This is a genomic window from Salinibacterium sp. VpJ6 (genome assembly GCF_059767345.1).
On sequence record NZ_JBSOQL010000001.1, the window covers coordinates 1,626,344 to 1,652,404 of the forward strand.

31 protein-coding genes and 1 tRNA gene are annotated in these 26,061 nt (G+C 63.7%); 21 read left to right on the plus strand and 11 right to left on the minus strand.

Annotated features, from left to right (window positions below; genetic code table 11):
- Positions 1 to 3: 3 nt before the first annotated feature.
- From ACWTV1_RS08030 to ACWTV1_RS08040, 3 genes are all read right to left on the minus strand, one after another.
- A complete protein-coding gene (locus tag ACWTV1_RS08030) occupies positions 4 to 528 on the minus strand; it encodes an FHA domain-containing protein FhaB/FipA (RefSeq protein ID WP_498504825.1) in 525 nt (174 codons plus the stop codon).
- Positions 525 to 1,241 (minus strand): FHA domain-containing protein, encoded by a 717-nt coding sequence (locus tag ACWTV1_RS08035; RefSeq protein WP_100387760.1) that lies wholly within the window; start codon positions 1,239 to 1,241, stop codon positions 525 to 527. The genes ACWTV1_RS08030 and ACWTV1_RS08035 overlap by 4 nt, the downstream gene beginning before the upstream one ends.
- Positions 1,242 to 1,321: 80 nt before the next feature.
- The gene (locus tag ACWTV1_RS08040) at positions 1,322 to 2,038 is read right to left on the minus strand and encodes a M23 family metallopeptidase (RefSeq protein WP_229820412.1); all 717 of its coding nucleotides are present in this window, start codon (positions 2,036 to 2,038) and stop codon (positions 1,322 to 1,324) included.
- Between the two features lie 211 nt (positions 2,039 to 2,249).
- On the opposite strand from ACWTV1_RS08040, the gene ACWTV1_RS08045 reads away from it, so the two are divergent.
- Positions 2,250 to 2,333, plus strand: a tRNA-Leu gene (locus ACWTV1_RS08045).
- Between the two features lie 194 nt (positions 2,334 to 2,527).
- Positions 2,528 to 2,698 (plus strand): hypothetical protein, encoded by a 171-nt coding sequence (locus tag ACWTV1_RS08050; RefSeq protein WP_498504826.1) that lies wholly within the window; start codon positions 2,528 to 2,530, stop codon positions 2,696 to 2,698.
- Positions 2,699 to 2,732: 34 nt separating this feature from the next.
- On the opposite strand, the gene ACWTV1_RS08055 is transcribed toward ACWTV1_RS08050, so the two are convergent.
- Complete coding sequence (locus tag ACWTV1_RS08055) at positions 2,733 to 3,995, minus strand: tyrosine-type recombinase/integrase (RefSeq protein ID WP_498504827.1); 1,263 nt, start codon at positions 3,993 to 3,995, stop codon at positions 2,733 to 2,735.
- On the minus strand, positions 3,992 to 4,645 hold the full coding sequence (locus ACWTV1_RS08060; protein WP_498504828.1) for a helix-turn-helix domain-containing protein: 654 nt from the start codon (positions 4,643 to 4,645) through the stop codon (positions 3,992 to 3,994). Before ACWTV1_RS08060 ends, ACWTV1_RS08055 begins: the two co-directional genes overlap by 4 nt.
- Before the next feature lie 98 nt (positions 4,646 to 4,743).
- Between ACWTV1_RS08060 and ACWTV1_RS08065 the strand changes: the two genes are divergently transcribed.
- Complete coding sequence (locus ACWTV1_RS08065; RefSeq protein ID WP_454294185.1) at positions 4,744 to 4,968, plus strand: helix-turn-helix domain-containing protein; 225 nt, start codon at positions 4,744 to 4,746, stop codon at positions 4,966 to 4,968.
- Between the two features lie 113 nt (positions 4,969 to 5,081).
- Here the strand turns inward: ACWTV1_RS08065 and ACWTV1_RS08070 are convergent, their stop codons facing one another.
- Complete coding sequence (locus tag ACWTV1_RS08070; RefSeq protein ID WP_498504829.1) at positions 5,082 to 5,258, minus strand: hypothetical protein; 177 nt, start codon at positions 5,256 to 5,258, stop codon at positions 5,082 to 5,084.
- 41 nt (positions 5,259 to 5,299) lie between these two features.
- Between ACWTV1_RS08070 and ACWTV1_RS08075 the strand changes: the two genes are divergently transcribed.
- The 3 genes from ACWTV1_RS08075 to ACWTV1_RS08085 are packed head-to-tail and all read left to right on the plus strand — an operon-like array spanning position 5,300 to position 6,305.
- Complete coding sequence (locus tag ACWTV1_RS08075; RefSeq protein WP_498504830.1) at positions 5,300 to 5,572, plus strand: hypothetical protein; 273 nt, start codon at positions 5,300 to 5,302, stop codon at positions 5,570 to 5,572.
- Between the two features lie 50 nt (positions 5,573 to 5,622).
- Positions 5,623 to 5,991, plus strand: a complete 369-nt coding sequence (locus ACWTV1_RS08080; protein ID WP_498504831.1) for a hypothetical protein — start codon at positions 5,623 to 5,625, stop codon at positions 5,989 to 5,991.
- Between the two features lie 17 nt (positions 5,992 to 6,008).
- The gene (locus ACWTV1_RS08085; protein WP_498504832.1) at positions 6,009 to 6,305 is read left to right on the plus strand and encodes a hypothetical protein; all 297 of its coding nucleotides are present in this window, start codon (positions 6,009 to 6,011) and stop codon (positions 6,303 to 6,305) included.
- Between the two features lie 9 nt (positions 6,306 to 6,314).
- On the opposite strand, the gene mobF is transcribed toward ACWTV1_RS08085, so the two are convergent.
- Positions 6,315 to 9,770: a MobF family relaxase gene (gene mobF, locus ACWTV1_RS08090; RefSeq protein WP_498505049.1), complete on the minus strand. Its 3,456-nt coding sequence runs from the start codon at positions 9,768 to 9,770 to the stop codon at positions 6,315 to 6,317.
- 169 nt (positions 9,771 to 9,939) lie between these two features.
- Between mobF and ACWTV1_RS08095 the strand changes: the two genes are divergently transcribed.
- The 3 genes from ACWTV1_RS08095 (at position 9,940) to ACWTV1_RS08105 (ending at position 12,559) form a co-directional block, all read left to right on the plus strand.
- Entirely contained in the window at positions 9,940 to 10,245 is a 306-nt protein-coding gene (locus tag ACWTV1_RS08095; RefSeq protein WP_498504833.1) for a hypothetical protein, read from the plus strand.
- A gap of 107 nt (positions 10,246 to 10,352) precedes the next feature.
- Positions 10,353 to 11,063: an ABC transporter ATP-binding protein gene (locus ACWTV1_RS08100; RefSeq protein ID WP_498504834.1), complete on the plus strand. Its 711-nt coding sequence runs from the start codon at positions 10,353 to 10,355 to the stop codon at positions 11,061 to 11,063.
- Positions 11,060 to 12,559: a hypothetical protein gene (locus ACWTV1_RS08105; protein WP_498504835.1), complete on the plus strand. Its 1,500-nt coding sequence runs from the start codon at positions 11,060 to 11,062 to the stop codon at positions 12,557 to 12,559. Before ACWTV1_RS08100 ends, ACWTV1_RS08105 begins: the two co-directional genes overlap by 4 nt.
- Positions 12,560 to 12,884: 325 nt before the next feature.
- Here the strand turns inward: ACWTV1_RS08105 and pdxY are convergent, their stop codons facing one another.
- Both pdxY and ACWTV1_RS08115 read right to left on the minus strand, forming a co-directional pair.
- Positions 12,885 to 13,736 (minus strand): pyridoxal kinase PdxY, encoded by an 852-nt coding sequence (gene pdxY, locus ACWTV1_RS08110; RefSeq protein WP_498504836.1) that lies wholly within the window; start codon positions 13,734 to 13,736, stop codon positions 12,885 to 12,887.
- A gap of 48 nt (positions 13,737 to 13,784) precedes the next feature.
- Entirely contained in the window at positions 13,785 to 14,225 is a 441-nt protein-coding gene (locus ACWTV1_RS08115; RefSeq protein WP_498504837.1) for a DUF2834 domain-containing protein, read from the minus strand.
- A 108-nt stretch (positions 14,226 to 14,333) separates the two neighbouring features.
- Between ACWTV1_RS08115 and ACWTV1_RS08120 the strand changes: the two genes are divergently transcribed.
- From ACWTV1_RS08120 to ACWTV1_RS08155, 8 genes are all read left to right on the plus strand, one after another.
- Entirely contained in the window at positions 14,334 to 14,831 is a 498-nt protein-coding gene (locus ACWTV1_RS08120; RefSeq protein WP_498504838.1) for a DoxX family protein, read from the plus strand.
- A gap of 29 nt (positions 14,832 to 14,860) precedes the next feature.
- Complete coding sequence (locus ACWTV1_RS08125; RefSeq protein WP_498504839.1) at positions 14,861 to 15,916, plus strand: type III polyketide synthase; 1,056 nt, start codon at positions 14,861 to 14,863, stop codon at positions 15,914 to 15,916.
- A gap of 2 nt (positions 15,917 to 15,918) precedes the next feature.
- A complete protein-coding gene (locus ACWTV1_RS08130) occupies positions 15,919 to 16,449 on the plus strand; it encodes an isoprenylcysteine carboxyl methyltransferase family protein (protein WP_498504840.1) in 531 nt (176 codons plus the stop codon).
- Positions 16,446 to 17,651, plus strand: coding sequence for an NAD(P)/FAD-dependent oxidoreductase (locus tag ACWTV1_RS08135; protein WP_498504841.1), 1,206 nt, complete (start codon positions 16,446 to 16,448; stop codon positions 17,649 to 17,651). Before ACWTV1_RS08130 ends, ACWTV1_RS08135 begins: the two co-directional genes overlap by 4 nt.
- A 284-nt stretch (positions 17,652 to 17,935) precedes the next feature.
- Positions 17,936 to 18,466 (plus strand): hypothetical protein, encoded by a 531-nt coding sequence (locus ACWTV1_RS08140; RefSeq protein ID WP_498504842.1) that lies wholly within the window; start codon positions 17,936 to 17,938, stop codon positions 18,464 to 18,466.
- Between the two features lie 70 nt (positions 18,467 to 18,536).
- Positions 18,537 to 19,631 carry a peptidoglycan-binding protein gene (locus ACWTV1_RS08145; RefSeq protein ID WP_498504843.1) on the plus strand — a complete coding sequence of 365 codons (1,095 nt, stop codon included), beginning with the start codon at positions 18,537 to 18,539 and terminating at the stop codon, positions 19,629 to 19,631.
- Positions 19,632 to 19,635: 4 nt separating this feature from the next.
- Positions 19,636 to 20,280 (plus strand): ABC transporter ATP-binding protein, encoded by a 645-nt coding sequence (locus ACWTV1_RS08150; protein WP_498504844.1) that lies wholly within the window; start codon positions 19,636 to 19,638, stop codon positions 20,278 to 20,280.
- Entirely contained in the window at positions 20,277 to 21,386 is a 1,110-nt protein-coding gene (locus tag ACWTV1_RS08155; protein WP_498504845.1) for an FtsX-like permease family protein, read from the plus strand. The genes ACWTV1_RS08150 and ACWTV1_RS08155 overlap by 4 nt, the downstream gene beginning before the upstream one ends.
- A gap of 30 nt (positions 21,387 to 21,416) precedes the next feature.
- Here ACWTV1_RS08155 and ACWTV1_RS08160 read toward each other — a convergent pair whose 3' ends face one another.
- Both ACWTV1_RS08160 and ACWTV1_RS08165 read right to left on the minus strand, forming a co-directional pair.
- Positions 21,417 to 21,935, minus strand: a complete 519-nt coding sequence (locus ACWTV1_RS08160; RefSeq protein WP_498504846.1) for a hypothetical protein — start codon at positions 21,933 to 21,935, stop codon at positions 21,417 to 21,419.
- A gap of 82 nt (positions 21,936 to 22,017) precedes the next feature.
- Positions 22,018 to 22,317, minus strand: a complete 300-nt coding sequence (locus ACWTV1_RS08165) for a hypothetical protein (protein ID WP_498504847.1) — start codon at positions 22,315 to 22,317, stop codon at positions 22,018 to 22,020.
- Between the two features lie 212 nt (positions 22,318 to 22,529).
- Between ACWTV1_RS08165 and ACWTV1_RS08170 the strand changes: the two genes are divergently transcribed.
- The 4 genes from ACWTV1_RS08170 (at position 22,530) to ACWTV1_RS08185 (ending at position 26,058) form a co-directional block, all read left to right on the plus strand.
- Positions 22,530 to 22,991: a hypothetical protein gene (locus ACWTV1_RS08170; protein ID WP_498504848.1), complete on the plus strand. Its 462-nt coding sequence runs from the start codon at positions 22,530 to 22,532 to the stop codon at positions 22,989 to 22,991.
- A gap of 222 nt (positions 22,992 to 23,213) precedes the next feature.
- Positions 23,214 to 24,002: a 6-phosphogluconolactonase gene (locus ACWTV1_RS08175; protein ID WP_498504849.1), complete on the plus strand. Its 789-nt coding sequence runs from the start codon at positions 23,214 to 23,216 to the stop codon at positions 24,000 to 24,002.
- On the plus strand, positions 23,999 to 25,057 hold the full coding sequence (locus ACWTV1_RS08180; protein ID WP_498504850.1) for an N-acetylglucosamine-6-phosphate deacetylase: 1,059 nt from the start codon (positions 23,999 to 24,001) through the stop codon (positions 25,055 to 25,057). The genes ACWTV1_RS08175 and ACWTV1_RS08180 overlap by 4 nt, the downstream gene beginning before the upstream one ends.
- Positions 25,054 to 26,058, plus strand: coding sequence for a hydroxyacid dehydrogenase (locus tag ACWTV1_RS08185; protein WP_498504851.1), 1,005 nt, complete (start codon positions 25,054 to 25,056; stop codon positions 26,056 to 26,058). The genes ACWTV1_RS08180 and ACWTV1_RS08185 overlap by 4 nt, the downstream gene beginning before the upstream one ends.
- Positions 26,059 to 26,061 lie beyond the last annotated feature (3 nt).

The following is a 26,061-nucleotide window of genomic DNA, read 5'->3' on the forward strand; positions in this document are numbered from 1 at the left end:
CAGTTACCGTCGCAGTTCGAAGCTAGTAGTGCCGATCTTGATCGGCGTATTCAACGGAATTGGCGTCGGAACGCTCACTCGTTGACCGGCTAAGAAGGTGCCGTTCGTTGAGTCAAGATCTTGTACAACCCAGCTATCCGCCCAACGCAAAAGGCGAGCGTGGTGCGTCGAGGTGTAGTCATCGCGAATAACGAGACCCGATTCGCTCGAGCGACCGATAGTCAGTTGCTCTTCGGGAAGAGCAATTTCCAGGCCCTCTTTAGAGCCAGACACAATCACTAGGCGGGTCGCGTCGAGAGAGCTACCGGTTGCCGGAGCGGCGGGAGCCACCGGGCGAGTGGGCTGCGCGGCAACGGGTGCCGGGGGAGTGGAGGGAGCTTGTTGCGCCTGAGCTGCGCTCTGCACGGGCATCCGGCGCACCTTTTCTCCGAAGAGATCGGAACGGAGTGCGTAGACAATCGCGAAGATGAAACCCCACATGATGGCGAGGAACGCGATGCGCAGCAACAGGAGGGTGAGTTCACTCATAGGGTGAACCCCCGGTCATTGCGGCGATCAGCGGACTGGTCGGCATCGGAGGATTGGGCAAGCACACGGAACACGATACGGGTTCGACCGATATCAATCACGGATTCTGGCGCGAGTGGTGCACGAGAAACTGGTGATCCGTTCAATTTGGACCCATTTGTGGAGTTGAGGTCGTTCACTTCGGCACGCGAGCCATCCCAAAGGATCTCGACGTGCTTGCGAGAAATGCCGTTGTCGTCGACGGTGATGTCGGCTTCGCTGCCGCGACCGATGATGGTGCGCGAGTGCACAAGGGTGTGTCGGGCACCGTTGATGTCGACGACGGGAGTCCACGCGACTGTGCCCTTGACGCTGACCGAATCGACTTCGATCATGCCTTGGCTCAGGGAGTCGTCGGGGGCCAGAACAATGGCGATGCCACCCGAGAAGGAATAGTGCTGGGCGGTGGCGTGGCGCTGAACGAGTTCGGTGAGCTCGGAAATGAGCGTGCTGCCGAGGCCGGCCATGCGCTGGTAGTCGGTGTCGCTGAGGCGAACCGTAAAGTTGTTGGGCACGAGGATGCGGTCGCGCGACACAACAGCGGCCTGCGTGTCGAGTTCGCGGCGCAGGGCGCTAGTGATTTCGACGGGTTGCAGACCACTTTTGAAGGTCTTTGCGAAGGCGCCGTTTACTGCGCGTTCGAGACCTCGCTCAAAGTTGTCCAGAAGACCCAAAGCTCTCCTCGTGGTGGCTCGTTGTAGTACGTCGATGTTAGCCGGTGTGTGCGGCTAACCCGTTACTCAGGGTCGAGCTATTAAGGAAGGAGGCCCATGGGGTCAACGCGAGTGCCGTTGACGTAGGTCTCGAAGTGGAGGTGGGCGACGGTGACGTAACCGGTGGCGCCGCTGAGGCCGAGGGGGGTTCCGGCGGCAACTGTTTGGCCGGGGGAGACCATCTGAGAGCCAGCGATCATGTGCGAGTAGAGGGTGGAAACGCCACTGCCGTGATCCACCTTGACGTACTGGCCCCAGCCGCCACCGTAAGTGACCTGGGTCACTACACCGGGGGAAGCGGAGACAATTGTCATTCCGCTACCGGTCATGATGTCGATACCGCCGTGGAATTCTGAGCCGCGGTAGCCGAAGCCGTCGTTGACCGGGGCGTTAGCGGGCCAGACCGCAAGGAACCCGGCGAATTCTCCGCCATACGTACCAGCGAATGAACCGGAAGGCCCAGCGGTGTAAACGTCTGCAACGGGCTCTGGCTCGGGCTCAGGTTCTTTGATCGAGAGCTTGTCGCGCTGTGCGGCGCTGATTTCGGTTTCTACTGAAGAAGCGAAGGACTGGATCGGCACACTTTGAACAGGTTCAGTCGTAGCGACAGCAGCAGACTGCTGCAGGATTGCGGATGCCGAAGCTGCAGAAGCAGTCGATTCGATGTCGCGCGACGAAGGTTCCATGTGTGCAGCGGCTGGAACAGTCACGCTCACGACAACAGCCATGATTGCGCTGAGTGTCAGCAATCGTTTCACGCGGTAACCCCCAGGGGTGTGGTCTGTGGTCTGTCGGGTTGAGACAGTTTCGGATCAAGTCTGGTTGAACCCGTGGCTTTAGACACACGGACAGCTATCGACCTTATATGACGAAACTGTGAATCGTCACTAAACATCTTCCGGACTACGAATCGTTGAACGGCCCGGCGCTGTGATAATCTCACTCAGTTGAGTGTTCAACTCAATCCACGCGTGAGTGGCGGAATTGGTAGACGCGCACGGTTCAGGTCCGTGTGTTCGAAAGGACGTGGGGGTTCAAGTCCCCCCTCGCGCACACGAATGGAATGGCCCCTGACCTGGGATTTTATGTCTCGGGTTGGGGGTCATTCGCGTCGGAAGTGCTAGAAAAAGTGCTAAGGGCGATGTGCGAGTGGTTCAGGACGGCCACAGAAACGGTGCTTAGCGGTTCCGTGAGGTGAGGACGCAGCCACCTCAGTCGATGAGAGCAGCGTGGGATAGGCTCGAAGTATGAAGTTGAGCACAGCGGCGCTTGTTGGCGTGATTCTCTCGATCGCCTTGGTCCTTGCGGGTGCTCTCGTTGTCACCTTTACAGCCCTCGGTGTCGTCGGCTTCGTCCTCATCGTGCTCGGGATTTGTTTCGAGATCTACGCGGTTACCCGCCCTCGACGCTCGGCTTAGCGGTTCGGAGTCTTACAATCGTCGCTCTCTTGGATCAGCCGTTCAGGTGGGCGGCGAAGCGGTCTACTGCCGAGCGCTGCATGGTCGGGGTGACGTGGGAGTAGATGTTCATCGTCGTGGTGATCGTTGAGTGGCCCAGGCGCTCCTGCACGACCTTGGGATGCTCCCCGAGTTCCAGCAGCAGGGTCGCGTGAGTGTGACGCAGCCCCTTGATCGTGACGCGGTGCAGGCTGTCGAACTTCGCGGTGACCCACTTGAGGCGTCGATCCCAGCGGCTCGTCATTGCGTCGGGTGAGCGGAGCTTCCCGTCGTCGTCGCCGAAGATGTAGGCGTCGGCCTTGGCAAGCTCGAACGACACCTCAGCCCGTGCCACCTTGTAGGAGGCGAGCACCTTGAGGGTTTCGGCGTCGACGTCAATGACGCGGGCTTGCCCGGTCTTGGTGGTCTTCGTCTTCGTCCAGTCGTCGGTATCGACGGCGCGGCGGATGCTGACCCGCATCGTCTTCGTGTTGATGTCCGACCACCGGAGCGCGAGAGCTTCTGATCTGCGCATGCCGGTGTAGGCGATGAGCCGCCACAGCGGGAACAGTTCGTCTTCGAGCGTGTCGCGGTTCCAGGTGAGGAAGGTCTGCAACTGCTCGGCCGTCCAGGTCGCGATCTCGGGTTTCTGCGCCCGCACCTCGCTGGACTTCGGGGGCTTGACGGTGCGCTTCTTCTTCGCCGGGTTCACCGTCAGGTGCCCGTCGTCGATCGCGGCGTCGAGGATCGCGCCGAGCACGACGTGCACCTTGTGGACGCTGTTAGCCGACAGCGGCTCGCCTTTGCCGTACTCGTCCTTGCGGCCGTGGTCTTCGAGGTCGCGGTAGTGGCGGGCGATCCGGGTGGCGGTGAGCTTGTCGAGCCGGATCGGGCCGAGCTGGGGGCGGATGTGGTTGCGGATGATCTTCTTGTACCCCGTGATTGTGGACGCCGCGAGCTTCAATCCTGCCGCCCATTCATCCGCGTAGGTGCCCACGGTCGGCACCTTGTTGCCGAACTTCTCGTTCTGTTTGCGCTGCTTCAACGCTTCCTGCAAGGCGTCGTTCGCTTCGTCGGTGCTGGTGAATCCCGAACGGGTCAGCCGCCGCGATCCCATCTCGGGGTATTCGGGGTCTTTCAGGACGTAGATCTGGAACCGCCACCGCTTCCCCGTGTCGGTGTCGTAAGCCTGGATCGAGCCCGGCTGCCGAGAACGCGAGCGTCGCTGCTGCTTCTCGCCCCCGCCGCCCGTGTCGGCGGGCTGCCTCTTCGCTGTCATGACCGTGTGCTCCTTGCCGTGGTTGTGCCGGGCCGGTGCGTGTTGCTGTAGTTTTCGGCGTAGTCGGTGGCGTTGAACACGCGCCCCTCCGGGTCGAGCTGCACGCCCCGTTCCTGGATCACGCGCGCGCGTGCCCGCGCTGCCTCTAAGCGTTCCTGGTAGGCGGCGATGGTCTTCGGGTGCGCGCTCGTCTTCTGGGGGTCCTCCGGGCTTGGGGCTGTCATGCCGGCGAGGGTGGTTTCGAGGTGGTGGATGCGGTCGGTGCAGATGACCCATTCCTGCTGCCAGTAGTTGAACAGTCCCTCATCGGTGAGGACGAGTTCTCCGCGCATCCACCTGTCGATCTCTTCCGGCTCGTACCCCTCCGGCACCCCGGTCAGGGTCGTCTGCTCGTCGGGCGGGGTCAGGAGCGCGGCGGGGGTGGTGCGCAGCAGGTAGGCGATCACGGTCAGGTCGTCCACGTCCACGCGGCGATCCCCGGCCTCCAGCTTGCTGATGCCCGAGGTGGAGAGTTTGCGCCCTGCGGCTTTCAGGCCGTCGGACATGGTGCGCAAGTCCATGCCGATCGCTTGGCGTGCCGCGCGGATGTTCTGCGCGACGTGCGTGTTCGTGATGCCTGCGGGGTTGCCCCGCACCCTCTCTGTTTCCATAGTAGAAAACTACAACGCAATGGTTGACAGCGCAAGTGCGATTCTCTACGGTGGGATGAACCACATTTCTCGGCGCTGACACGAACGGATGGTGCAACATGCGGCAGAGCACCCTCGACATGGACGACCTCCGCAAGCGGCGCAGCCTCGTCATCACCCGCAAGGAAGCCGCCGAAGCACTCGGCGTCGATCCCCGCACGATCACCACGAGCATCAACGAGGGCACCATCCCGCATGTCAAGCTCGGGCGTCGCATCGTGATCCCCCGCGAGAAGTTCCTCGCCCTCTTCGCCGACGCTGTGACCGAGAGCGGCGAGTCCTGACACTCCCACTGGCAGTGCCGAATCGGCACCCCCGCGCAAGTCTTCCGTCGATCCGCTTGGCAAGATAACTTGTGGCAAGTAAACTTGTGAGCATGGAGTCGGAACCGATCATCCTAGACAGCGCCCACCGGCACGGTGTCTCGGATGCGGCGATGCTCCATGCGCTCCGTTTCCCTGTCCGGCACTTCGTGCAAGACGATGCGATGACCATGTTCATCGGCCCCGACGAGACCGGCACCCTGGTCGAGGTCGGGGTCATCGAATGGCACGGTGCGATCGCTATCGCTCATGCGCTGCGTCCGGCTCGACCCAAGTATCTGAGGTGAACATCATGGCTCCACGCTCTATCGAAGACATCAAGGCCCGCGCCGACGAGTTCGCGGACGCGTTCGAGAACTACGAACCCAAGCCCGGCGACCAAGACGCCCCGATCCCGCCCGTCATGGCGGTCAAGCTCGCCGCCTGGCGACGCGACTCCGCCGAACGTGAACTCGCTGACGCGGTACGGGCGGCGCGGGAGCACCGCCTGTCGTGGCGCGAGGTCGGCGAGGCAATCGGCACCAGCGGCGAGGCCGCACGGCAGCGGTACAGCGCCAGTGCATAAGCCCGCTCATTCTCGTTTCCATCGAACACCGCTGACGAAAGACGCACGCTGTGACTGCAAGAAACACTCTCACCGTTGAAGACGGGATACTCACTGTGACACCGCGAGGAATGGATCGCGTGTGGGGGTTCCGAAAGCAGGTACGAGTACCGCTGGGGAGCATCACGAACGTGAGCATCGAGCGCGATCCTCATCGTGTGCCGACCGGCCTGCGGGCTCCTGGTCTCGACTTCATGGGGAAGCTGTGCGGCACATTCCATGTGAACGGTGAGCGACGCTTCTGGAACTATTCGGGAACCGCGGACGCGTTGGAGATCGAGCTTGACGCGGGTCAGCATTTCCGTCGCCTGTATCTCTCGGTCGCTGATGCCGAAGACGCGCGGCGGACACTCTGTGACGCAGTGGGCGCGCGCTCGTAGGTCGATAGGCTTCGGTCATGGAGTGGTTCGGGTGGGTCGCAGTCACGGTCGGCATGGTGCTGTTCATCGTGTCGTTCGTGCGGATGGTGCGCGCGAACCCCGGTACGCGTATCCCGTACTTCCGGAGCCCGGAGGTCAACCCCTCCGGCACGATCGCCATGCGAAGCATCGGTGCTGGCGTGCTCGTCATCGGCGCGGCGGCTCTCGCGCCGATCCTGGGCTACTGGGCCGCACTGATCGTGTTCGCCCTGCCGCTGATCGTGATGCCTGCCACGATCGCGGTGCACAACCGCAGGCTCACGACCGCCGTCTGACGGGCCTGGTCACAAGCCGAGTCCGGGCCGTCCTCGCTGGTGACCCGGCCCGGTTCGCGTCACCCCCGCGCCCCGGCGGGCGAGGGCTTCCTGACGGGCTTGCAAAGCCTCACGTTCGGCCCGTTGCTGCTCGCGTCGCCGGGTGAGCCATTCGGCGGCCTCCGCGACGGGGCGCGCGTCCAACTCCGCAATGACCCGCCGCGCCTCTGTCGCGCGCTTTCTGGCCTGCTCGGCGTCGGCTCTGGGGTTGGGGATGCGGAAGGTGCCCCGCTTCTGCCGCGCCTGCTCCGCCCCGTACACCTGGACGGTGAGGCGATCCCGCTCGACGGCCTGCCGCTGGGTCGGCTGTTTCGCGGCCTCGGTGTCGCTGAGGGCTTGTTCAGCCGCCCGGACCTCTGGGTGAGCGTCGGCATGTTCCGTCGCGATGGTCTTCGCCCACTCGGTGACGGGACGCAAGAGAGACGGTGCGGTGCCCCAGGTCTGGGTGACGCGTCGCTCGATCTTCTCGACCGACTCTTTGGCAGTGTCGATGTTCCGGGCGGCGGCGCGCTTGCGCCCGAACCGTGCCGCCCTCGCCTCCTCTCGGGCAGTGTGGAGATGCGCCCGAGCTTCCACGAGTTCGTGCCCTTCCGCCCCCGCCCGCGTCTCCACCTCCGTGGTGACCGTGCGGCGGGTATGCTCGGCGGTCGTCTTCGTGTGGGCCACATACTCGGCGTGCTCCTCGGCTTCGACGTGATGCGCCTGCTTCTGCGCGGCGAAACGCGCGGCGGCTTCCTCGAACACGGCCGCGTGCTGTTCCGCGCGCTCGATGACCTGCGTGAGGCGTGCCCGCTCGGTCTGCACCAAACGCACCGGCCCATCCTCCACCAGCCCCCGCACCGACTCTGCTGCAAGCTCGGTCGCGTCGGTGAGGCCGCGGTCGGCGCGGTCACGTTCGATCGCCGCGACGAACTGCTCCCGCGCCTGCTCCTGGCTCTCGGCGACGACGTGCAACAGGTTCTGCTCGCGGCCGCGAGTCATACCGACATACACACTCGCGGCGCTGGTCGCATCGGTGAGGATCGTGTTCGACCCGGTGACGGTCGCGCCCTGCACCCCGTAGGCGGTCGCCGCATACGACAGGTGCGCATGCTCGGCCACATACTCGGCGGGCAGGCGCACAGTACGCTGCCGCTTCCTCCCGTTTCCGGTCTCGCGCACCCGCAATGCCCCGTCCTTATCGACTCGTTGCACGATCCAGTTCTGGCGGTTCGCGACGCCGATGCTGGTGTTGTTCTTGCGCGTTTGGATCACGTCCCCGGCACCGCTGGGGAGGCCGTCGCTTCCGGTCGCGGTGCGGTGGTCGTCGACCTCGCCGCGCGCCACCCGCTCGTCACGGATACGCGCGTTCACGGCGCGCGCCTCGTCGTTGGACGTGACCGTGACGGCTTCTCCCTCCCGGCGTTGCTCGGCGATGTGCTCGCGCACGTCCTCGTCACTGGCGTGCAGGCGGACGAGGCCGAGCGCGGTGAGCCGGTCGAACACTTCGCCGGGGTCGCGCCCGTCGCGCATCCGCACCGTGACCTCGGCATAGGCGGGATCGGTGAAGCGGTGCACCTTGGCCATGTCGAAGGTGCGCCCCCTGATCTGTGCCGCTATATCGAGCACCCCGCCGCGCCCGACCGCCGCGAGCTGCGCCCGATCCCCGACGAGCGCGACCGTCGCGCCTGCCTCGGCGGTGACGGTGAGCAACGCGATTGCGGTGTCCTGGTCGAGCATCCCGGCCTCGTCCACGGTCACCCGCTCACCCCACACCAGCCGCGCGCCCTCTGCCGGGCCGCGGTAGGTGCGGCCCGTCTCCGGGTCGGTGTCTCCCGGTGCGAGGCGTGTCCATACGCCATCGCTGTTCCACCGCCACCCTTGGGCGTGCACGAGCGCCGCAACCGATGTTGCGGGCACGCCGAGTTCGGCGTGTGCGACCTGCGCGGCGCGCAATGTCGGTGCGACCACCCGCGATGCCCGCCCGTGTCGTGCGGCGACCTCGATTGCAACGGCGAGCATCGTCGTCTTCCCGCTCCCCGCTGCACCTTCTACAACCACGAGCGGATCGGTCGATGCGACCGCGGCGGCGGCGCGCTCCTGCCCAGCGTCCAGACCGCGCCTGCGCGCCGCCCGGCGCACGTCCGGGTGCCCAGGGTCTTGCTGCGGGATGCGCGCGGCGATGAGGTCGCGCAGCTCCGTCTCCGCCTGCACCACCCTGAGTGAGGTGAGGTGTGCCACATGCTCCGGGGCCGGTGTGCCGGGCGGGAGGATCGAGAAGCAATCCTCCATCGCCAACGATGTTGCAACCTGCACGAACTCCTGTATCTCGGCCGGTGCCGCCTGCACGCCGTACTCGGTCATGATCCGGGTGACGTGCTCCTGCACCGTGTGCCGCGTCCACGCCGAACTACCAGCCGCGCACCGATCCAGTGCCCGGTTCGCGACTGTCTGCACGGAGAGGTCGTCCAGTGACGCCGGCGCACGACGCGCGGGCCGGCGCAACGTGGACGGATCGTAGCCGGCCTCCCGCAACTCGGTTACCCACGCCTGTTCTTCGCGGAGGGTCGTGGGCTTCTTCGCGGGCCGCTCGTGCGCCCACGCTTTCGCCGCGAGGCGGGCGGACACGACCGGCCCCATAGTTTCGCCCGGATGCGCCGCCTCCCATTCCGCTTCGAGCCGTTCGAGATGCTTGCGTACTTGCGCGCCGCGTTTGCTCATCACGCCCTTGAACCGCTCGAGCTCGACCACCTCGCCCGATACCGGATCGAGGGTGAGGCCGTGCCGGCCCAGCACCTCCGCAAGCTCGGGGTGCGCGGCGATGACAGCGGTGCCGAGGGCGCGGATCGCGCCTTGCTGTCGGAACAGCGCTGCGGTGTCCAACGCCCGCCACTTCCCAGCCGCCCACACACGGGTGCCGATCTGGAAGTGGATATGCCGGTGCGGATCACCCGCCCGGCTGGTGCGGTGCGACACCGCCACCGTCTGCAACTGCGAAACGGGCACGACTTCCTGATTCCCGCGCGGCCCCACGCGGGTCACGGAGTGCTGAGCGAGCCACCGCCGAATCTCGCCCACGGCATCCTGCTGAGCCCGGTCAAGAGCGGCGGAGACTTCCGGGTGGAGCGCCGCGGCGATCGACAGCGACTTCGGGGCGTTCACGACCAGCTCCGCGAACCGGGGCGATCCCTGCCTCCCCTCGCCCGGCATACGAGGCTTGCCCATCGATTCCCCGGTGAGCGGGTTCGTCCAGTCCACCCAGCCCGCATACGCCTCGGGGTCAAGACCCAGAGCCGCGGTCACGTTCCCGTCACCGTCGAGCGCCGTGAACTGCGCCACGGACGTGTCAGCGCCGAGGTAGTAGTCATCGGCGCGGGAGCGGTCGGCCTCGACATAGCGGCGCGCGTCGGCCCCGGTTCCCCGGAACAGGATCACACCGCCATGCATCAGACTCACTACCGATCATTTCTAGTACGGCAACTATGGTACCTACCACGGTAGCATACGTCAATTCAGAAGAACAGGGGTCGCGTTGAAGCTGAGTTTGAAGGAGCTGAGCGGATAGCTGTTCGTCAGCGGCGGTCAGATATTCTGATGGTGACTGGAGGTGAGTGTTGTGGAGAAGCGCTGGGCGTCGATCAAGCTCACTTTGGTGTTGCTTTATCTGGGCGTGCTACCGCTGACCCCTGATGTTCCGTTGCCTTTCGCGTTCGCATTGCTGGCGATCGCTCTGGTTGCTGCGGTTCCGCTCTTTCTGCGATTCGCGCGCACTCTGTCGCGGCGGTTCTTCGTGCCAGTTCAGTCGTCGGTTGTTCGCTCAGCGACGCCGGATTCTTGGCAGCTGCTTCGCCCCGTCGCTCCGGGTTCGCGGGGGACGGTGCGTTCGCGTGCGCCGTCGGATGTTCTCGCTGCCCACGGCTAAGTAGCTCGATTCTCGGTTACGCCCTTCCAGGGCGCTGAGGCATCGTCGCGTTGTCGTGGGTGGTATCGATCCGTTTCGATTGCCCGCACGCGACCAAAGGCGAAGCTTTGCAGCACCATGATCCTCAGACAAACAAATCCTCCACTCCGGCCATCAAGTCTGGCCTTCGTCCCGACGGACGATTGCCGCTCATCGAGGTGAACGCGGTGAGCGTGACCGCGAACGAGACACTCCTGCTCCCGCTGACCACTTTTCATGCCGTGCAGGGCCAGATCGTGGCGTTGCGCGGGGAGAACGGATCGGGCAAGACCACGCTCCTGCGCGCCTTGGCAGGTCGTATCGCGCCAACGACCGGCACCATCCAGATCAGCGGGCAGCCGGTGAACGAACGCTCTCCTGAGTTCCGCCGCAGGGTGGCGGTGATGATCGGCCTACAGCCGATGGTTTCTGATCTCACCGTGTTCGATCATGTTGCTCTCGTGTCCTCGACCTGGGAGGAAAGCCCGGAGTCAGTGGATACGGTCTCCCAACGTGTGCTCGATGAGTTCGGGATCGCCGCGTTGGGGGCGCGATATCCGAACGAGCTTTCCTCTGGGCAGACCCAGCTGTTCGGGCTTGCGCTGGCGTTCGTTCGACCCTTCGATGTGCTCCTCCTCGACGAGCCTGAGGAACGCTTGGACCCTGGCCGCATTGAACTGCTCGCGCAGGCGATGCTGGCTCGGCGAGCGGCCGGAGCGACAATCGTGGCGGCTACACACAGCCGCAGTCTCGCGGGAGGCACCGCCGATGTGACCATCACGCTGGAGACGCAGACATGAGCGCTCCGAAGCCCTCGGCGGCGCAGGCCATCTGGCAGGCACGGCGAGAACGAACCGGGGGCGATAAGGCCTACGCTCTCTACGCATTCGTTCTCGTCGCGGTGATCGTTGCTGTACCCATCGTGCGCGCCGTTTGGGTTATCGCGAGCAGCCCGAGCGGGTTGGCCGTACTGACCTCTGTCAATGCTTCCATCACGATTTCGGCTCTCGTCGCAGCGCTCTGGGCCTGCGCGATGGTCTTGGGGCGCTGGCGTGGCCCAGCACTGCTGCCGCCGTTTCTTCTTCACGCGTTGACGAGCAGCGGCATCCGCCGCTCGGCCGCTCTCCGAAGGCCGGTGCTCCGTTCCGTGGCGGTCATCGTCGCCGTGTCTGTTGCCAGTGCGCTGCTCGTCGGCATGGTCGTGCTCAGTCATGGGGAGACGCAACTCTGGGGCGCGGTCACGTTCGTCGTCGCTGCTATCGGCACCGGCGTCGTGACCGCAGGAATGTGGTTGGCCGGACAGGTATTCCCGCATGCCGCTTTCCCGATCGCGCTGACCCTGGTGATTCTTGCGGGGATGAGCCTTTCGATGCCGCCGTTGCTCGCATTCACGCCGTGGGGGTGGGCGGGTGCAACGTATCCACCAGCGGGATCGGCCGTCCTTCCACTGGTAGCCCTCTCGATGCTCGCCGCGGTGTCTATCATCATGACGCCGGTCATGCTCGACCGGCTCACCGGGATGCAGTTGGGCGCGCAAGCGGCGCAATGGGAACGGGCTACAGCGTTCTCGTTCTCCTTCGACTTCAGTGCGGCAACGTCCGTCTATGAGGCGGCACCGCGACTCGGACGGCACATCCGTGCCGTCCGAGCACGCAGGCATCGATGGATAGTCTTCTTCATTCGGGATGTAGTCGGACAAGCTCGCACGCCCGGCCGGACGCTGGGCGCGATCCTCGCGACGGCTATCGCGGGCTTCCTGATCACCCTCTCGTTCGCTCCCGGCACGCCGTCTGCACTTCTCGCGGTAGCCGCAGGGATTGCGATCTACTGCGCCAGTGGTCCACTCACCAAGGGACTCCAACACGCCGCCAGCATCGCTGGCGACTACCCGCTGTATGGCATCAGCGATCGAAGCCTCGTAGCTCTTCACGCTCTCTTCCCGCTCACCGCCATGCTCACCGTCTTGCCTATGGGTGCGATCGCCACCGCACTTGCCACGAGCACTGCGCTCGGGCTCGCTCTCGCGGGAGCATGCGCGGTCGGCATCTTGACGCTTGCGCTTCGCTTCGGCAGTGCGTTGAAATGCCCGCTTCCTCCGAGCCTGCTCACGCCCGTGAACACCCCGGCCGGTGACATCAGCATCGTCGTGCAAGTCGGCTGGGCGCTCAGCGATCCGTTGCTCGCGATCCTCGGGACGCTCAGCATCACCATGCTCGCCGTCACGCCGGTTCCCTTCGTGGTTCTGGCGACTTGGACGACCGTGCTCATACTGGTTCGATGGACGAAACGGCGGTGACGCCTGCGCCTGTCACGTTCGCACCCCTTGCCGCTCAGCGCGGCCGTGAAAAGTGCTAACGAAAGTGCTAAGCAACCTGCAGGTCGGGGTATCGCGGTGGAGTTATCCACAGGTCACATGCCGTAGATCGTTGATTTTATGCGGCAGAACGCCCTTCCGAGATTCGCGGCGCGAGGGGGTCGAGGTCAGTTCAAGTCCCCCCTCGCGCACAGTGCAATCGCACAACAGAGGTACAAGAAAAGGCCCACCGACTGGTGGGCCTTTTCTTATTAGAGTGCGCCCTATTGCACCGGCAATTCGCTCTGGCGCTCTGGCGCTCTGGCGCTTAGCGAACCTGGCGCGTAGTGAACTGCATCCGTGGGTTCGCGTAGAACTCTTGTGACTCCACGAGCTGGAGCTCGCGTTCGCCGGACTCAAGGGTCTTGGTGAGTAGGTCGAAGACGCTGGATGCTGTGCGAGCCAGAGCATCAGCGGCGTCGCCAGTGCGCACAAAGTGGGCGGTAAAGAGGGCGGCGGTCACGTCACCGGAACCATTGGCCTTCATCGGTAGCTGCGGGGTCTGCACAATCCAGGCTCCGGCATCCGTCACCACCATCATTTCAATGGTGTCTGGTTCGCGGTCGGGCCGTTCAACACTCGTCACGAGAACCGTGCTCGGGCCCATCGCCCGGGCGAGATCGGCGGAGGCCAGCGTCGACTCGATCGTGTCGGGCTCGGTTTCAGTGAGGAAGCCCAGCTCGAACTGGTTAGGGGTGATGATGTCGGCGACAGGAACCACGCGCTCGCGCAGCAGGATCGGGATGGCCGGGGCCACGAAGCATCCGGATTTCGCATTGCCCATCACGGGATCGCAGGCGTAGATCGCGTTCGGGTTCGCTGCCTTGACGCGCGCAACGGTGTCGATGATGACATCGCCGATGCCCTCGCCGCCCTGGTAGCCCGAGAGGATGACGTCGATCTGCGGGAAGACGCCGCGATCCTCAATGCCGGCGATTACTTCAGAGACATCGCTCGGGTCGATCATCGGTCCGCGCCACGCGCCGTAGCCCGTGTGGTTCGAGAAGTTGACCGTGTAGACCGGCACAACCTCAACACCGATGCGCTGCAGCGGGAACACCGCGGCAGAGTTGCCGACATGGCCGAACGCGACTGCGGACTGAATCGAGAGGATCTTCATCCTTTGATTCTCCCACCTTCTGTGGCAGATGCTGGAAGGACTAGCGCGCTAGCGGCGACCGAGCTCCACGAGCTTGCGCTCGCGCATCGCGAGGAACAGCGGGAAGGTGAACGCGAAGGCCGTGATGCCCGAGAGCACGATGTAGAGCCAAGCCCGCTTCATCCCAAGGCGTCGCGCTTCGACGATGAGAAGGATGCTGCCCGCCACGGCTACGACGAGAAGGTCGACGCCGAGCGAGTTGACGGCTGGCCCGCTGCCGAACCAGTCGCCGAGATAGTCGCGCATCTGCACAATCGCTAGCGCATTGAAGATCCACGTGCCGACTAAGCCGATGAGGGAAAGCACCGCGAAAGTGACTGCGGTGGCGTTCCAGTGGCGGAGAAGAGTGGGGCGCTTACGGTCTGCAGGCGGCGACGTCACGCCGAGATCGGGCGATGGCGCCGCGGGTATGGAGGCAGAAGGCGAGGAGGACGCAGTGTCTTCAGTCATGCCAACAGTGTGCACCCGCGCATCCGGAGACCGCTTTCGGCGTGCCGAGCGACCGCAACGCACGAGCGTACTCGGCAGACGCCAAGCCCACCCTACAAGAATGAAGAAATGGACCAGACACCAGAGCGCACTTACTCCGCGACATCCACCAGCACCCTCGACGAGCCATCGCGAGCCAGCCGTATCGGCCGTCGCGTCGGACGCATCGCGCTCGGTGCCTCGCTCGTGTTTGCCGGCATCAGCCACCTCACGTTCGCCCGCGAAGACTTTCAAGCCCAAGTGCCCGATTGGCAACCGTTCGACCAAGACTTCGTGGTCGTGGCATCCGGTGTTGTCGAAATCGCGCTCGGCAGTGCGCTCATCTTCGCCAAGAAATACCGCCCGCACGTGGGCTGGGTTGCCGCTGCGTTCTTCATCGCGATCTACCCCGGCAACATCTCACAGCTCGTGAATCAGGTTGACTCGCTCGGGCTCGACACCGACCTCAAACGCTGGATCCGGATGCCGTTCCAGCCCGTGCTCGTTCTCTGGGCGCTCTGGTCGACCGGCGCCTGGCGCGCGTGGCGTGCCTATCGCCGCAACGAGGGTCGCACCCTCGGCGCGTGATAACTTCTGTGAATGAGCGGAGTCTCTGAATGAGCAGAGTTGTGGCAGTCGCCCCGGTGGTGCCCGAATATAGCTACACGCAAGCCGAAATGACCGGCATGCTTGCGCCGCTTCTGGCCGAGAATTCCCGCCATAAGGCCGTGATTGAGCGGATGCACGGTGCCAGCGGAATCGACCGTCGCCACATGGCGCTTCCGCTCGAGCGGTATCCCGAACTAGGCAGTTTTCGCGAAACCAACAATGAGTTCATCCGCGTCTCGGCCGAGCTGCTTGAGCGTGCACTGACCACGGCGCTCGCGGATGCTGGCCTCGCCCCGAGCGATGTCGACTTCGTCTTCTTCACTTCCGTCACCGGCATCTCGGCGCCCTCGATCGACGCGCTGCTGATTCCTCGGCTGGGGCTGCGCTCCGATGTGAAACGGGTTCCTTCGTTCGGCTTGGGCTGTCTGGCGGGGGCCGCGGGCTTGGCCCGTGTGCATGACTATCTGGTCGGGCATCCGGATGAAGTGGGCGTCGTCTTGAGCGTCGAGCTGTGCTCGCTCACCCTCCAGCGCGATGACCACAGCATGGCCAACTTTGTCGCCACAGGCCTCTTCGGCGACGGAGCCGCAGCGGTCGTGATGGTGGGGGAGAACCGCAGCGAGCCGGGCCCGCGCGTGATCGACACCCGCAGCACCTTCGTCGCCGACAGTCACGATGTGATCGGCTGGAACGTGGGCGGCACCGGTTTCGAGATTGTGTTGAGCGCGGGCGTCGCCGACGTGATTCAAAACAGCTTCCCGGGCGAAGTCAGCGACTTTCTGGGCCGCAACGGCCTGACGATTGCCGACATCGATACCTGGATCGCGCATCCGGGTGGCCCGCGTGTGCTCGAAGCGTTCGAGAGTTCGCTCGGACTTGAGCGCCGCGACCTGCAGTCGAGTTGGGATTGCCTCGCGCGCGTCGGCAACCTGTCGTCGGCGGCCGTGCTGCATGTGCTGGCGGATGCTCTGCACGCCGACCCTGCGCCAGCCCCCGGTAGTCACGCTCTCGCCTTCGCTCTCGGTCCGGGAGTGAGCGCCGAATTCGTTCTCTTGGAGTGGTGAGCATGACCGTCATTGCCTACATCGCCCTCATCGTGGGCACGAGCATGGAGCGCCTCTATGAGCTGCGCATCTCCAAGCGCAACGCTGCTGCGGCGTTCGAGCGTGGCGGTCGTGAGTATGGGCAGAAGCATTTTCCGTGGATGGTGGCTCTGCACACGGGCCTGCTGATTGCTTGCGTTGTCGAAGTGATCGTTGCCGATCGCCCCTTCCTGTTGTGGCTGGGCATGCCGATGCTCGTGATCACCCTGCTCTGCCAGGCGGCACGCTACTGGATTATCAACTCGCTTGGCGCTCAGTGGAACACCCGGGTGATTGTGGTGCCCGGGGCCGGCCGCGTGCAGAACCGCGGGCCGTACAAGCTGACGTGGCTGCCGCATCCCAACTACCTGGTTGTCGCGATCGAGGGGATCGCATTGCCGCTCGTGCACACCGCGTGGGTCACCGCGATCGTGTTCACCGTGCTGAATGCGGTGCTGCTGTTGGCGTTCCGCATCCCGACCGAAAACCGGGCGCTGCGCGAACTGACGCAATGAGTGCGGCGGGCGAGGATGCGGTTGCTGCCGGTGCGGCCGACGATGTTGTGGCAGAACCGAGAGTTTCCCCGGTCGTCGACGTCGTCGTCGTCGGTGGCGGGCCTATTGGTCTCGCCGCGGCGACCAACGCGCGGATGCACGGCCTCAGCGCGCTCGTGATCGAACCCCGCACCGGCACCATCGACAAAGCCTGCGGCGAAGGAGTCATGCCCGGTGCCGTCACCGAACTCGCCGCGCTCGGGGTTCACCCGCGCGGGCGCAGGATCGCCGGCATCAGCTATCAAGACGGCACCCGCACTGCCGAACACCGTTTCGCCTCGGATACCGCGCTCGGCGTTCGTCGCACCGAACTGCACCGGGCGCTCAGCGAACGCGCGGTTGAGCTCGGCGTCGAGTTCGAGCACGGCAAGGTTGAGGCCATCGAGCAGCTTGGCGACGGGGCGCAGATGGATGGCCGGAGTCGCAGTGCGAACCGCGCAGAAAGCGGCCAAGGCGGCACGAAGACGCAAGCGAGCGCGGGCGCGGTATCCGCGCACCTCGCTGACGGGCGCACCATCGAGGGGCGGTGGATGCTCGGCTGCGATGGCCTGCACTCCACGGTGCGTGAGCTAGTGGGTGTGGCCGCGCGCCCTCGCCGCGTGAGGCGACGTGATTCTCGGCGGTTCGGCATCCGGCAGCACTTTGAGGTTGCTCCGTGGACTGATCTCGTGGAGGTTCATTGGGCGCCGACTGCTGAGCTGTATGTCACGCCGGTGAGCGACACCGAAGTGGGCATTGCGGTGTTGGGCCCGCGGGGGACGTCGTTCGAGGAGGCGTTGGCGAGTGTGCCGGCGCTCGCCGAACGACTGCGCGGCGCGACGCCGGCGTCAAGCGTGCGGGGAGCTGGTCCGCTATTGCAGAACACGACCGGGCAGCGAGCGGGCCGAGTGCTTCTCGTGGGCGACGCCGCTGGCTATGTCGATGCGATCACGGGGGAGGGCATCCGCTTAGGGCTGGCGGAAGCGCGCGCCGCGATCGAGTGCATCGTTGCCGGCGAACCCGAACGGTACGAACGCGAATGGCGGCGAGTGACCCGCGACTTTCGGATGCTCACCACCGGGCTTGTGGCGGCGGCGAACTCACCGCTGCGCCGGGCCATCGTGCCGTTCGCCGCGCGACTGCCGCGCGTTTACGGCCGCGTGGTGGAGAGTTTGGCGCGCTGAATCTGCGCGATAGCGCGTGCGATCGTCATCCGCTGAGTACGCCACCTTCCGGAGACTGAGGGCATGCCGCGCGCTACGCGCCCACCAAAATCGACTAATACTCTCTAAATGTGCTGAATTGCATTGCTTGGGTCTCACCCGGCAACTAATCTCAGCGGGAGAGTGCAGTTCAGCTCTCAATCGAGGAGGAAAACGTGCATCACATATCGAAGTTGGCCTCTCTGCTCCTTGTCGGTGTTCTGACTCTGGGAGGCTGCTCGATCCTCGGCGGGAATGGTGGGCCTGTGGAGTCTTCGCTTTCGCCGGAGGAAGCGATGGCCGCGGTAGAGCAAGAGAATGAGCGCCTGCTCGCCGAACTTCGTGCCTCTTACCCGGATGCTTCCGTGCCGACAGTGTCGCAGGTCGCCTTGGTGTCGTTGAAGGAATGGCCCCACGTGATGAGCAAATGCCTGAACGAAGAAGGGTTTGAGACCAATGTGGTGGACGAGGGCGTAGGCGGTACATTGACCGATGCTCAGAAGGAACCCTATGCAGTGGCGATGTACGCGTGCAGTATCAAGTACCCCATGGACCCGCGCTATACCGTGCCGTTCAGCGATGCGCAGCTCAATTACCTTTACGACTACTACACCGGTGACCTCACCGACTGCCTCACTGCGGAAGGAATCACTGTTGAGGAACCTCCCAGTCGCCAAAAGTTCCTCGAAACCTACAGCGCAGGCTCGTGGACCCCGTACGCCAGTGCAACAGGTGTATCGGATTGGTTGGCGTTGAATGAGCAGTGTCCCCAGAACCCCGAGGGCCTCTTCGGGTGATCGCACACTGCACCAGCCGGCGCAACATAGGTATTCTTTCAATACTCCTTCAAATTGAAAGTGCCTCACAATGACAGATTCCTCGACGGAACTGAGCCTCTATGAAAAACCGCGCCGCCGCATCGTGCCCGCGTTAGCTCTCGGCTTCGTGGTGCTTCTCGTGGGCGCCGGTGTGGGCTGGGCGGCATCCACTGTTCTCACTCCGGCAAAGGATGTACTTGATTCAACAGCGTTCACGTACGTCGAGGTTGTCGATGGTGAGGTCGGATCGAGCATCAACCTGAACACCGTTGCCGAATGGACGCCTGTTCCTGTGGGCAGCAATCAGGCCTCCGGAACAGTCACGAGTGTGGCAATTGCGGCTGGCGATGAAGCGAAGCAGGGCAGCATCCTCTACACGGTGAACTTGCGGCCAGTCGTCGTCGCCCAGGGATCGATCCCCGCGTTCCGCTCTCTCGAACTGTGGACAGAGGGCGCAGATGTGAAGCAGTTGCAGGCAATGCTGTCCGACCTCGGTTTCTATGAGTGGACGCCCGACGGAGAGTTCGATTACGCCACCTATTGGGCTGTTCGAGCCTGGCAAGAAAGCCTTGGCCTTGAGCGCGATGGGGTCGTGCAGTCGGGCGATCTCGTTTTTGTGCCCTCACTGCCCTCGCGCCTTGCGCTCGACACCGACGTGGTCAAGCGCGGCGCAAGTCTCGGCGGGGGCGAAGCCGTCGTGAAGGGGTTGCTTCCGTCACCCACTTTTGAGATTCCGGTCACCGAATCACAGTCCTCACTCATGCCCAACGGCACCCGGGTAGAAATCACGAACGGCGACGCGGTGTGGGAAGCGGTCGTCGTCGATCGTGAAACCTCAGAGTCGGGAGAAACCACGATCATCCTCGCGGGCGCTGATGACAGTGTTATTTGCGGCGAGGAATGCTCCACCATTCCGGTGACAGGGCAAACACTGCTGTCGTCTCGCATCGTCACCGTTGAGACGGTAAGTGGACTTGTTGTTCCCTCGGCTGCGTTGTTGAGCGGTGCTGACGGCACCATCAGCGTGATCGACTCCGAGGCCGTTGCCCATGATGTCACCGTCGTCACGAGTGCTCGTGGCATGTCCGTGATCGAAGGCGTGCCGGCGGGAACTCGCGTGCGGGTCCCGGCCTCGGGAGGGTAGCGCCGTGCCCCACGAGCTGCTCGAAGCACGCGGAATCACCTTCGGTTACAACCGGAACACGCCCATCCTCACCGACTGGGATGCCACCTTCTCGGCCGGAGAAGTCGTCGCCCTCACTGGGCCCTCGGGCCGAGGCAAGTCAACGTTGCTCTACCTCCTCGGGCTCATGCTTAAACCGGGCGCCGGGGACGTGCTGCTCGATGGCGTAGAGTCAACGCGACTGCCGGATGCCCAGCGCGCCCGCCTGCGGGCAACCCTTTTCGGCTTCGTGTTTCAGGATGCCGCTCTCGACGCGACTCGCACCGTGCTCGATAACGTGATCGAGACTGCTCTCTACCGCGGCGAGCCACGGGATACCGCTCAGCGCCGCGCGCTTGAACTAATGTCTCAGTTCGGCGTCAACCTGCGGGCGCACCACACTCCAGGACAGGTGTCGGGTGGGCAAGCTCAACGCATTGCTCTCTGCCGGGCACTGCTCAATAACCCTCGCATCCTGCTCGCTGACGAACCCACCGGCAACCTGGATCCCGATTCGGCGACCATCGTCGTCGACGCGATGAGGGCGCAGGCGGCGAACGGCGGCACAGTTGTTGTTGCCACCCACGACCCTGCGCTCGTTACTCGCTGTGACAGGGTGATCCAACTATGAGTGCCCTGCGGCGGATGCTCGCCATCCTGCGTGAGGGAACAGCGACGGCACGCAGCCAGCCCGTCGCCTCCGTTGTCACGATCATCATGATCGCCGGAATGTGCGCGACCGTCTTACTGACAACGGGGCGCACTGTCGGTGCCGAGCAGGCCGTTCTTGGCACCATCGATTCCACGGGAACTCGCGCTGTGGTGGTGCGTGCCGAGAGCGGTGCCGGTCTGAACTCCTCCGTTCTCGAGCGCCTAGCCAACGTGGATGGCATCGCGTGGGCGGGTGCCTTCGGGGGAGCGCTCGACGTTCACAACGCTGCGATTCTGGATGGCCCGCCGGTGCCGGTGCGGCTGGCCTACGGTGACGATATTCAGGCATTGACGGGAGCGCTGCCGCTGAGCGATGTGTCGGCCTTGGCATCAGAAATGGCGCTTGAGCAACTTGGGATGCCGGATGAGACCGGGGGAGTAGTTTCCTCCAGCGGTGCCGACTATGCGATCACGGGTCGCATCACGGTGCCCGACTATCTCGCCTTTCTCGAACCGCTCGTTGTCGTGCCTCAGCAGCAGGAGTCGGGCGCGGCGCCGGCGGACGTCAGTGTTCTCGTCGTGATCGCGGAGCGCCCAGACCTCGTTGCGCCGATTGCTGCGGCTGTTCGCTCAGTGCTCGCGGTGGATGACCCCACCAAAGTGACCATTGCCACGAGTGAATCTTTGGCTGAGTTGCGGTCGCTAGTGCAGGGTCAGCTCGGCAGCTTCGGCCGTAATCTGGTGCTCGTGGTCTTCGCGTTGACGGCAGTGCTTGCTGCCGCAATTCTGTACGGCCTCGTGATGTTGCGCCGAAAAGACTTTGGCCGCCGGCGCGCGTTAGGGGCTTCCCAGGGGCTCATCGTGGGGCTGCTTCTCACGCAGGTAGCAGTTCTGAGTAGCATCGGCGCGACCATCGGAAGTGTCGCCGCGGCGACTGGACTGCAATTGAGCGGTGACCCGCTACCGGGGCTGAACTTCTTCCTCGCAGTAGCCATCTTGGCGATCGTCACCGGGCTCATTGCTGCCCTCATTCCGGCGCTCGCCGCCGCACGCCGTGACCCCCTGAAGGAACTTCGGGTTCCCTAAGAGCGCGCTGTCGTGCAGTCGTGACTGCGGTCATCCGATGGGGCCGTCGTACAGGAGCACTGCGGCCGGGCACTCAGTGCTCTGCTGCTCTAGCTCATCCCGAGTCTGGGCCTGCTCTCGCGCCTGAGAATGAGGCAGCGAGAAACCGCCCTCATCAAACGATGAGTAGTAATGATCGATATAGGTTTGCTTGTTTGGCACGGTTGTGGAGTAGCCGAGAGCCTCCAGGCACTGTTGCGTTTCGAGTTCGAAGTCATACATAGCGGTTAGTTGTGACTCGGTCATTTCACCGGTTGCGTCGAAGCCGTAGCGTCGGTCGCAGTCGGCAACGGCAGCGTTGTACGGCTCCACCTGTTCGAGAGTGGTCTCGCTCGTGACGCCGGCGCCCTGAGCTTCGGCTTCAAAACCTGATTCGCCCAAGCAGTCGACCATGAGCTTGCCGTAGTCGGCGATCGATGGCGCCTCGACGACGGGAGCCTCTACGGGAGTGCTGGCGCACCCCGCCAACATAAGAAGTGCCGCAATCGCTCCCCAGCCTTGTACCTTCATGCCACCCCGTTGCTCCTCGAATCACCTCAGCTGTGCGCCGCGTCACAGCGTGTTCTGAGCTTTACTTACACTTGGTGCTGTGTCAACTGGCGGTGAAGAGCGGTCGTTTCGTTCTCTGCGTCACCACCTCAATAGTGTGATCATCGAGCTGTGACACTTTCGAAGCGTAGGACGAGCAGTTCGAACTGCCTGCGAGAGTGACGGCGAAGCGGGTTTCATCGCTGAGCCACGTGACGGTTGGTGTCTCATCGATCAGCCCCTGTTGCGTTGGCTTGAGGGGATTTTGTGCCACGCCGAGATAGCTGGCTTCGGCGACTGAACCGCAACCGGCGAGGCACACAGCCACAAGAATGCCGGCTGCACCCAGCAGGGAAGTTCTCATAGAACTGACGCTATGCCTGTCAGTATGGATGCGCTACCCAACGTTTGAGGGTGCTCCAACGTCTCAGCACAGCAGCCAACCCCGGAACGACTTGCAGTGATCGGGCTAGGTCTCGGTTCGATCAACTTTGTTCCCGAAGCCCCCCCGTGCAGGAGCATGAGCTTTAGTTGAACTAAGCAGAGCTGCCCAAGCGGGAAATGGAGATCCAGGCGATGCGCAGAACACGTAGTTTTCGCTACCGAGCGGTCGGGCGGGCCAGTGGGCTCGCCGCCGCCCTCGTAGTATGCGGCCTCGCTCTTACCGCGTGCGTCGGTGCGAGCGTCGCGCTCAAGGATGCCGGCTACTGCAACGACGCCGAGGTCGTGGCGGAAGACGACACCGGCAACCTCGTCGCCTGCCTCATTGATGACGACAAGGTTGGCATCCGCACGGGAGGAAGTAGCGGTCGGCAGTGGACGCCAACGAAAGCGTATGCGGCCCACGACGGCATAATGCACGTTGAGTTTCGTCAACCACCATCGCTGCTGCCGAGCATGAACAACATTGAGTACACGCTGCACGTGCTCGAGATCCCTGACGGCGTCGACCGGGATCCGCTCGTGATCGAGCAAACCTTCAACGATGAACTCCCGAAGACGATAGAGCGGCAAGTGCTGGTGGGCACTAAGAAGTAGCCACAAAAAAGCAGATCAAGAGTCCTTTCTGCGCCGGTGACGCTACTCCGACCGAGAAGGTCATTGTCGCGATCGCTCTCGCTTTTGCGACGCTATGTCGATGCGATGCGGCATCCAACGAAGCGCGTGAACGAAGGGAACTGCTTATCCCGCAGCGCTGTTGTTGACCAAGGTCGCACAACTCCTCTAGGATCATTGCAACCGATTGCATTGGAGATCCTAATGAGGAATGCGGCTATTGACTCGGATGATCCGGGTCACGTTACAGTCGAAGCGACTGAGTTCGACACCGGACGGCGTGCCGCCGAACGCGCAGGTGCGATCATCGTCGAGGCGATCGCTAAACGTGGGACCGCGCGAGTGATTTTCGCCAGCGCCCCTTCGCAGGCGGCGATGCTCTCTTCGTTGTCCAAAAATTCTCTAATCGACTGGTCTCGCGTACAGTCCTTCCACATGGATGAGTACCTCGGGCTCCCGTCGGATAGCCAGCGAACTTTCAGCCGGTGGCTTGCCGAAAGGCTTCCTGCAGACGCCATTCCCGGCTTCGAACGGATCCGAACTGAGGGCGGAATATCGCAGGAAGTCGCTCGCTACGGGGAGCTCGTCTCAGCGCAGCCGATCGACCTGACCTGCCTCGGGGTCGGCGTGAACGGCCATATCGCTTTCAACGAACCCGGTTCCGACCTGAGCGAACCCCAGCCGACGCTAGTCGTGGAGCTTGACGATCGCTCCCGGCAGCAGCAGGTAGATGAAGGCCTGTTCCCCTCGATTGATGATGTTCCGACGCACGCCTTGACACTGTCCATCTCTGCACTGCTCTCAGCGGCGGCCGTCGTGTGTACTGCCATCGGTGAGCACAAAGCTCACGCAGTGACACAGGCGCTGAGGGGGCCGGCTTCCTCCACGGAGTGCCCCGCCAGTGCACTGCAAGACCACCGCGACGTGCAATGGTTCCTCGACGAGCCCGCAGCCGCTGGCCTGGGCGAGGAATCGGTCACGTCCGGAACATGACACGACTCAACTGGCCCGGACTGGTCGATCTGCAGGTCAATGGTTTTGCAGGACACGACGTGAACGACACCAACGTCACGCACGAAACTATCTCGGCCCTAGCTCGCGCGCTCTGGGCCGAAGGAACCACGACGTTCCTTCCCACGGTCATCACGGCCACGGAGGAAGCGATGACCCGATCACTGCGCGCGATTGCCGAGGCGCGTCGGCGCGACCCGCTCGTCGCGCACTCGATTGCGGGCATCCACATCGAAGGGCCCTCGCTCAGCACAGGTGAAGGTTTCCGTGGCGCGCACGATCCCCTACTCATGCGTGATCCTGATCTTGCAGAACTCGACCGTTGGCAGGAAGCAAGCGATGGCATCGTCCGCATCGTTACGCTTGCTCCGGAACGCACAGGGGCACTCGAGTACATCGCCGCTGCTACCCGCCGCGGAATCGTCATCTCGCTCGGGCACTGCGCGCCCAGCTCCGACATCGTGCACGCGGCAGCTAGGGCGGGTGCTCGCCTCTCGACGCATCTCGGGAACGGAACTGCTGCGAACCTTCCGCGGCACCCGAACCATGTCTGGGCGCAGCTCGCGGATGACGCGCTCACCGCAATGCTCATCACCGACGGACACCACCTCCCGGCGGACACCGCAACGGCCATGATCCGAGCAAAGGGCACCGAGCACAGCATCCTCACCTCGGATTCGGCGGCCCTTGCTGGCTCGCCGCCAGGAACCTATAGAACTGCTGTAGGCGGAGAAGTCGTAGTGTCGGCCAGCGGCGCACTCACGCTTGCAGGCAGCGACCTTCTAGCCGGATCGGGCAGCTCGCTGCGGGGGTGCCTCGAATGGGCGCGCGCTCGACTGCCGATCGATGACAGTGATCTTCTCGCCATGGCCACGACAAACCCGGCCCGACTTATCGGCCTGAACGCCCGAGCGGCAGACGGAGGGGACCGCATCACCGTCGACCTCCGTTCGGAGACGATCAGCGTCACCGAAGTGCGCGTCGCCGGCGAAATTGTTCACCGAGCCCCGTCCGCTCACCACCAAGGAGAATTATGACCACGCGTATCTTCGTCGCTCTCTCTGACGACGACTTCGACCTACTCTACGACTCCCGCACGCGGGAACACCTCGCCACTCTCGGCGAGGTCGTGCAAGGGCGAGAGCAGAACGGATCCGTCGCTGTTCCCGACAATCTCGCGGACGAGTACGACATCCTCGTTACGTCGTGGAGCACCGCTACTTTTCCGCCCAGCACTCTCGAGGGGAGCCGTCTGCGATTTGCAGTCCACAGTGCGGGATCAGTTCGTAAGCTCTTCCCCGTAGAGGCCTTGGGGAACGCTCTCCGTGTGTCTCAAGGTGGTGCCGACGCACTAGCGCTTGCCGTCGCAGAGATGGCGATAGCGCTCACGATGGCGCAACTGCGGAACGTCGTGTGGCACGACAGAATGTTCCAGTCGTCACGCGATTGGAACATTGGTGGTCAGGGCGTCCTCGGCCAAAGCATCGCCGCGCAACGCATTGGGATCGTATCCCTTAGCCGCGTGGGCAGGCACTTCGCGAGAATGGTGCGCGGTCTTGGGGCGACAACGGTCAAGGCTTACGATCCCTACGCAAGCGAAGCCGATGCGCGCGAACTCGGAGTCGAACTGTGCGACCTCGAGGAGCTGTGCGCTTCGAGCGATGTGCTCTCGATCCACGCCCCAAGCACGCCGGAAACCGAGGGCCTCCTGACTCGAGCGCACATCTCCCGCTTGCCGAATAACGCAGTCGTGGTCAACACCGCCCGGGCACAGGTCGCCGACGAAGACGCGCTCATCGACGAGGCGCGATCGGGACGGCTTCGCCTCGCGTTGGATGTCTTCACGGTCGAGCCGCTCGCCACAGACAGCCCGCTATTCGATCTAGACAACGTCATCATGACCCCGCACGTTGCTGGCGGGACTGTCCAGGCGCGATTCGCTCAGGGTGCACGGGTTGCACAGGAGATAGAGCTCTTTTTGACCGGAGCACCGCTACTCGGAGAGGTTACCCCGGACAACTATCACCGACTGGGCTAACCC